This is a genomic window from Cohnella pontilimi (assembly GCF_005049045.1).
GTDB classification, from domain to species: Bacteria; Bacillota; Bacilli; order Paenibacillales; family Paenibacillaceae; genus Cohnella; species Cohnella pontilimi.
In genome coordinates, this window is record NZ_SUPK01000005.1 from 390058 (window position 1) to 396593 (window position 6536).

Here is a 6536-nt window from a genome sequence, read left to right on the forward strand (position 1 = left end):
CCATCGAATTCCGGTACACTAGGAGTAAACGACAGGCGGAGGCTTAATGTTCCCCACTTTTTATAAGCAATGGAGGCACGTATTCAAGCTGGATCCCGACCGGGAAATCCACGACGAAGCGTTGGAGAAGGTGTGTTTGTCCGGCACCGACGCGATTCTCGTGGGCGGTTCGAGCGGCATCACCTTCGATAACACGGTGGATTTGCTGTCACGAATCCGGCGTTACGAACTGCCGTGCGCATTGGAGTTGTCCGATCCTTCCTGCGGGGTTCCGGGGTTCGACGGCTATTTCATTCCGATGGTGCTCAACAGCAAAAAACAGGAATGGCTGATCGGCCATCATGTCGAGGCAATACGAGATTTCGGCCGGCTAATTCCTTGGGATTCGGTCATTGGGGAAGCGTATCTGGTACTCAACCCGGATTCCACGGTGGCCCGTCTCACCGAGGCCGACACCGATCTGAGCGAAGGGGACAGCCTGGCATATGCGCAATTAGCGGACAGGCTGTGGAACGTTCCGGTGCTGTATGTCGAGTACAGCGGTACGTTCGGGGATATGCGGCTTGTCCGGCGGATCCGCGAGGGGCTGCAGCAGGCGCACCTGTTCTACGGGGGCGGAATCGACGGTCCCGGCAAGGCCCGGGAAGCGGCTGAAGCGGCACAAACCGTAGTGGTCGGAAACCTCGTCTATGACGACCTGGATGCGGCACTGGCGACAGTTCATGCCGTGAAGAATTAACCGAGTAAAGGAGCAGCGCGATGTTTTTCGAACAAGCACCGTTACAAGGCGGCATCGATATCGATGCGGCCGTGAATAAATTAAATCCGAGGCAAAAAGAAGCGGCCACGACGACGGAAGGCCCGCTTCTGATCATGGCCGGAGCGGGAAGCGGCAAGACGCGCGTGCTGACGCACCGGATCGCGTATCTGATTGCCAAGCGCATCGCGGCGCCTTGGAGCATTCTGGCGATCACCTTCACGAACAAAGCCGCGCGTGAGATGCAGGAGCGGGTGGCGAAGCTCGTTGGCCCCTCCGGCAGCGACATTTGGGTGAGCACGTTCCACTCGATGTGCGTGCGCATTCTTCGCAAAGACATTGAACGGATCGGCTATGGTTCCAATTTCAGCATTTTGGACTCCACCGATCAATTGTCGGTGATCCGCAACGTGATGAAGGATCAGAACATCGACACCAAGAAATTCGAACCGAAAGCGATTCAGGCGTCGATCAGCGGAGCCAAGAACGAGCTGCTGACGCCGGACAAATATGAACAGCGCCAAGGGGACTATTTTCAAACCATCGTGGCGCAGGTGTATAAACAGTATCAACGGCGTCTCAAGAGCAACAACTCGCTCGACTTCGACGATCTGATCATGCTTACCATCCAGTTGTTCCAAGACGTCCCGGACGTGCTGGCCTTTTATCAAAATAAATTCCGTTATCTTCATGTCGACGAGTACCAGGACACGAACCGCGCCCAGTACATGCTGTGCAAGCTGCTCGCCCAAAAACACCACAACATCTGCGTGGTCGGCGACAGCGACCAGTCGATTTACCGTTGGCGCGGGGCGGACATCACGAATATTCTCAATTTCGAATCGGATTATCCCGAAGCCCGCAGCATTCTTCTGGAGCAGAACTATCGATCCACTTCGACCATTCTGGACGCGGCGAATTCCGTGATCAAGAACAATCTGGGGCGCAAAGCGAAGAAGCTGTGGACGGACAAAAACGGCGGAGACAAAATCGTCGTCTACCAAGGCGATTCCGAGCACGAGGAAGGGTATTTCGTGGCCGGAGAAATCCGCAAAAACCGGGGGGACGGCCGCCGGTACGAAGACCACGCCATCCTGTACCGCACGAACGCGCAATCCCGGGTGATCGAGGAAATTTTGATCAAATCCGAAATTCCGTATCAAATCGTCGGCGGCATCCGATTCTACGACCGGAAGGAAATCAAGGACATTCTCGCTTATTTGCGGTTGATTTCGAACCCGGACGACGACATCAGCCTCGAGCGGATCATCAACGTTCCGAAGCGCGGCATCGGCGATACGACGCTGGCCAAGATTCAAGAAGAGGCGCGGCGTTACGGGATTTCGACCTATCGTCTGCTTAGTGAGAGCCTGCATGAGTTGGATATTACAGCTCGCGCGAAAGCGGCGCTGTACGAGTTTAAGGATACGATCGCGAACTTGGTCGCGATGGTGGAGTATTTGTCGGTCACCGAACTGACGGAAAAAATGCTGGAAATGACCCAGTACCGGCTCGAGCTCCAACGTGAAAACACGATCGAGTCGAAGTCCCGGCTGGAGAACATCGATGAATTCCTGTCCGTTACGCAGGAATTCGAGAAGCGCAGCGATGACAAGTCCTTGGTGGCGTTCCTGACCGACCTCGCGTTAATTGCCGATATTGACTCGCTAAATAATACGGAAGACGAGGAAAGCAATGACGCGGTCGTGCTCATGACGATGCACAGCGCCAAAGGCCTGGAGTTCCCGGTCGTGTTCATCGTGGGCATGGAAGAAGGAGTATTCCCGGGCAGCCGCGCGCTGATGGATAACGACGAACTGGAAGAAGAGCGCCGTCTCGCGTATGTGGGCATTACCCGCGCGGAGCAGAAATTGTATCTCACTTGTGCCCGTATGAGGCTGTTGTACGGCCGGACGAACAGCAACGCGCCATCGAGGTTTCTGGAGGAAATACCGGAATCGCTGAAGGAAGCGGTGACTCCGGGGGGCGGACGCTTCGGCTCGTACGGCGGTTTTGCCGGAAGGCTGGGCGGGGCACGCAGTGCGGGCCCAGGTTTCGGCGCACGTCCGACGGCCGGAACCGGCTTCGGCGGCGCGAGCGCGGCGAGCGCTCCGGCCGCGCGTCCTGCGCCTACAGCTGCTCGTCCGGCGGGCGAAGGGTTGGCCGATTTGGCCGCCGGCGACAAGGTGCAGCACGCCAAATGGGGTGTCGGCACGGTCGTCGCGGTGAAGGGTGCAGGCAACGATATGGAGCTGCAGATCGCGTTTCCTGCTCCGGTAGGCGTCAAGCGGCTGCTCGCCGCGTTTGCTCCGGTCACCAAAGTATGAAAAAAAGTGCCTCGAGGGGCACTTTTTATTTCCGACCAAGTCGCGTCAATGCACATAACCGGGCTGATCGTAATCCGTATTTTTCAGATCGCGGATGATGTCCATATACTCGATATGGCGCTTCGTTTCAGTCGTCCCGATTTTATAAATGTATTTATAGATGTGCAGCAAGTTGCTGTTGTAATGTTTCGTCGCTTGATCGTGGTCCGCCGATTTGTAAGGAATGATGGCGCGCATATGCGTTTCGTCATCGGCTTGTTCTTCCTGTTGAAGCAGGGTGGCCAGGTGATCGCGTTCTCTGGGCGTCGCCAATACGGTCAACTGATCCGTCATGGACGGCTCTGTGGTAATCGTGTGAGCCGAGACGGATACGTAATAGCGCTCCTTGTCCATCCGGTTCGCCTCCTTGAATATCGGTTCTCGCTCCGTCGTCTGCAGGTACGGCTATGGATTTTTACACGCGATCTGTTGGCCTGAAACACGGATTTGACAGCTGTAAGGTGCTGAAATAGACTAGGGTTAACCATCGCCGAACGGCGCTGTGACGGGATTTTCCCGTGTGAAGATTCGATGAAGAGAGGCCGGAAAATTACCATGACGGAAGCTTTGGATCGGATGCGCGAACTGGTGGCGGAATTAAACCTGCACAGTTACCGTTATTACACCGAGGACAACCCGACGATCAGTGATAAAGAATACGACGAGCTTTACGACGAATTGTCCCGCTTGGAGCGGGAAACCGGCACCGTGCTGCCGGACTCTCCGACGCACCGGGTCGGCGGGGACATTTTGAAGGGCTTCGTGCCGCATCGGCATAAAGCCCGTCTGTGGAGTCTGGATAAGGCCCAGAACATGGACGACCTGACGGCTTGGGCCGCAAGAGCCGCCAAGTTGATTGCGGACTTCAATGCTCGAAATCCCGGAAATCCGCTGCCGGATCCGGAATTCGTGCTGGAAATGAAGTTTGACGGCCTCACGCTGAACCTCACCTATGAGAACGGAAGGCTCGTCCAGGCGGCTACCCGCGGCAACGGCGAAGTGGGCGAAGGCATTTTGGCGCAGCTGCGCACGATTCGCTCCGTACCGCTCACGATCGAATTCGATCAAGGAACGATCGAGGTGCAAGGCGAGGGCATCATGCGTTTGTCCGTCCTCCACGATTACAACAAAACCGCGGCAGAGCCGCTGAAGAACGCCCGCAATGCCGCCGCAGGGGCGCTGCGAAATTTGGATCCTAAGGTCACCGCATCCCGCAAATTGGACGCTTTCTTTTATAATGTCGGTTTTGCGGAGGGCGTCTCCTTTAGTACGCATCGAGAAATGTTGGAGTTCCTGCGCCGGAACCGGTTCCCGGTGAATCCCTACGCGCAATACTTTACGTCGATCCACGCGCTCGAAGAGGAGCTGAAGCGCATTGCCTCCGAGCGTGCGGAACTGGATTACTTGATTGACGGTGCGGTTGTGAAAATCAACGACATGCGCACCCGCGACGTATTGGGCTATACCGATAAATTCCCTCGCTGGGCCGTCGCCTATAAATTCGAGGCGGAAGAGACGACGACCGTGCTCGAGTCTGTTTCCTGGGAAGTCGGAAGAACCGGGAAAATTACGCCTTTGGCGCGCGTACAGGCCGTGGAGTTGGCCGGGGTAACGGTGCAAAACTGCACGCTGAACAACATCGGAGATATTGAACGCAAAAATTTGCGGCATGCGCTCGGTACCCGGGTGTTTATTCGGCGGTCGAACGACGTGATCCCGGAAATCCTCGGCAAAGCGGACGAGGAAGAAGGCGCAACCATCGATGTCCCGGCGGTGTGTCCGGGATGCGGTGCTCCGCTTGAGCAGCGAGGCGCTCATCTGTTCTGTAACAATAAGCTGGGCTGCAAGCCGCAAATTGTAGGCCGTATCACTCACTTCGCTTCCCGGGACTGCATGGATATCGAGACGTTCAGCGGCAAAACGGCGGAGCAGCTTTATGATGAGCTGGGTGTGAGGGATCCGGCGGATCTTTACGGGCTGACTTTTGATGACGTAGTTAAGCTCACTCGGTTCGGCGAGAAAAAGGCGTCCAATTTGATCGATTCTATCGAGAAATCGAAGTCGCGCGAGCTCGCTGCGTTCTTGAATGCGCTGGGGATTCCGAATACCGGTAAAGCCACCGCCAAAATGCTGGCCGAACATTACGGAGACTTGGACCAGCTGATGGCGGCGTCCGTAGAGGAACTGATGGGACTCCCGGACGTCGGCGGCATCGTGGCGGAGAGCATCGCCGGATTTTTCCGCGATCCTCTTATGCAGGAAAGCATTTCGCGCATGCGCGCGGCGGGCGTGAAAGCCGAAGCGGCGCGGCCTGCTGCCGCGTCCGCGGATCCGGGCCATCCGTTATACGGCAAAACCGTGGTTTTGACCGGCACATTGACCCGGATGGGGAGGGACGAAGCGTCCAAACGTCTGGAGGCTTTGGGAGCCAAGGTCTCTGGAAGCGTATCGAAGAAAACGGATCTTGTCATCGCAGGCGAGAGTGCCGGCAGCAAATTGGAGAAAGCCCGCTCGCTGGGCGTTCCGGTGTTGGAGGACGAAGACGAGCTGGTTAAATTGTTGGGCTTGGAGTAAGCACAGAGAGGAAAGCGTCCTTCGCGTTTGCGCGAGGACGCTTTTTCGTTAACGAAGCTTGTGACGAAGCTGTTTGTACTGAAAATAAATCGTACATCCGATGCAGTAGCCCAGCAGAGCGGCGCCGGCGGCGGCAAGCATCATGGCGGTGAATACATATCCCCCGATCGACCATCCCAAAGCAAAAGATAACAACGACAACGTAAGGAAAATAACCGCCAAGGTGTTGTTGAAGCGGGTTAACTCGGCGGCTTGGGTTTCGCCGCCTTCTCTTGGCAAGAAGGGTTTCGCCGCACGGACAAACAAGTTCAACCGCCCGCCGGAAGCCAGTCCCACGAGTTGAATGAGCCATAACGCGAATAATACCCAAGGAGTGGTCAGCATGGATGCGATGACGAACAACACAATACCGGTTTGATTGGCTTTCACGTATCTCATCGGGATTTCCACAGCGTACGACCTCCAATCTTCATTTAAGGATAACGGTATAATTCCAAGTTAATTCATCGGCATTAACAAATCAAGTATTCGGTCAGGGACAGTGTTCCCATTTTCTGTGTGTTGCGCTGGATGAGCCAGTCGTGGTACATTTATCTTCCGCCCGAGAGAGGCGGCGATGAGATTCATCGAAAGCAACGGTTTGAAAGTTGCCTCCTAAAAAATGGCGGTTGACTTGAAAGACCGAAGCTGATATAGTTATTAGCTGTCGGCACTGCCGGCAAGCAAGAAAAGCGAGGCCGAAAAGTTATTCGAAGCCAAGCTGAATTGCTCCTTGAAAACTGAACATCGAGCGTAATACGGACCCTGTCGTTTCATTTGAGACGATGGACAACGATTTA

Annotated in this window: 5 protein-coding genes; 3 read left to right on the forward strand and 2 right to left on the reverse strand. The window is 55.5% G+C overall.

The window, feature by feature from the left end; all coding sequences use genetic code 11:
* The first annotated feature begins 46 nt into the window (after positions 1–46).
* A complete protein-coding gene (gene pcrB, locus E5161_RS12540) occupies positions 47–739 on the forward strand; it encodes a heptaprenylglyceryl phosphate synthase (protein ID WP_136778148.1) in 693 nt (230 codons plus the stop codon).
* 20 nt (positions 740–759) lie between these two features.
* Positions 760–3084, forward strand: coding sequence for a DNA helicase PcrA (pcrA, locus tag E5161_RS12545; protein WP_136778149.1), 2325 nt, complete (start codon positions 760–762; stop codon positions 3082–3084).
* A 45-nt stretch (positions 3085–3129) separates the two neighbouring features.
* Here pcrA and E5161_RS12550 read toward each other — a convergent pair whose 3' ends face one another.
* Complete coding sequence (locus E5161_RS12550; protein ID WP_136778150.1) at positions 3130–3477, reverse strand: hypothetical protein; 348 nt, start codon at positions 3475–3477, stop codon at positions 3130–3132.
* 201 nt (positions 3478–3678) lie between these two features.
* Between E5161_RS12550 and ligA the strand changes: the two genes are divergently transcribed.
* Positions 3679–5697, forward strand: a complete 2019-nt coding sequence (ligA, locus tag E5161_RS12555; RefSeq protein WP_136778151.1) for an NAD-dependent DNA ligase LigA — start codon at positions 3679–3681, stop codon at positions 5695–5697.
* 48 nt (positions 5698–5745) lie between these two features.
* Here the strand turns inward: ligA and E5161_RS12560 are convergent, their stop codons facing one another.
* The gene (locus E5161_RS12560; protein ID WP_342773864.1) at positions 5746–6147 is read right to left on the reverse strand and encodes a DUF4395 domain-containing protein; all 402 of its coding nucleotides are present in this window, start codon (positions 6145–6147) and stop codon (positions 5746–5748) included.
* Positions 6148–6536: the final 389 nt, after the last annotated feature.

Coding starts and splice junctions, on each gene's coding strand:
- pcrB (WP_136778148.1), top strand. CDS start 47: ATGTTCCCCACTTTTTATAAGCAATGGAGGCACGTATTCAAGCTGGAT.
- pcrA (WP_136778149.1), top strand. CDS start 760: ATGTTTTTCGAACAAGCACCGTTACAAGGCGGCATCGATATCGATGCG.
- E5161_RS12550 (WP_136778150.1), bottom strand. CDS start 3,477: ATGGACAAGGAGCGCTATTACGTATCCGTCTCGGCTCACACGATTACC.
- ligA (WP_136778151.1), top strand. CDS start 3,679: ATGACGGAAGCTTTGGATCGGATGCGCGAACTGGTGGCGGAATTAAAC.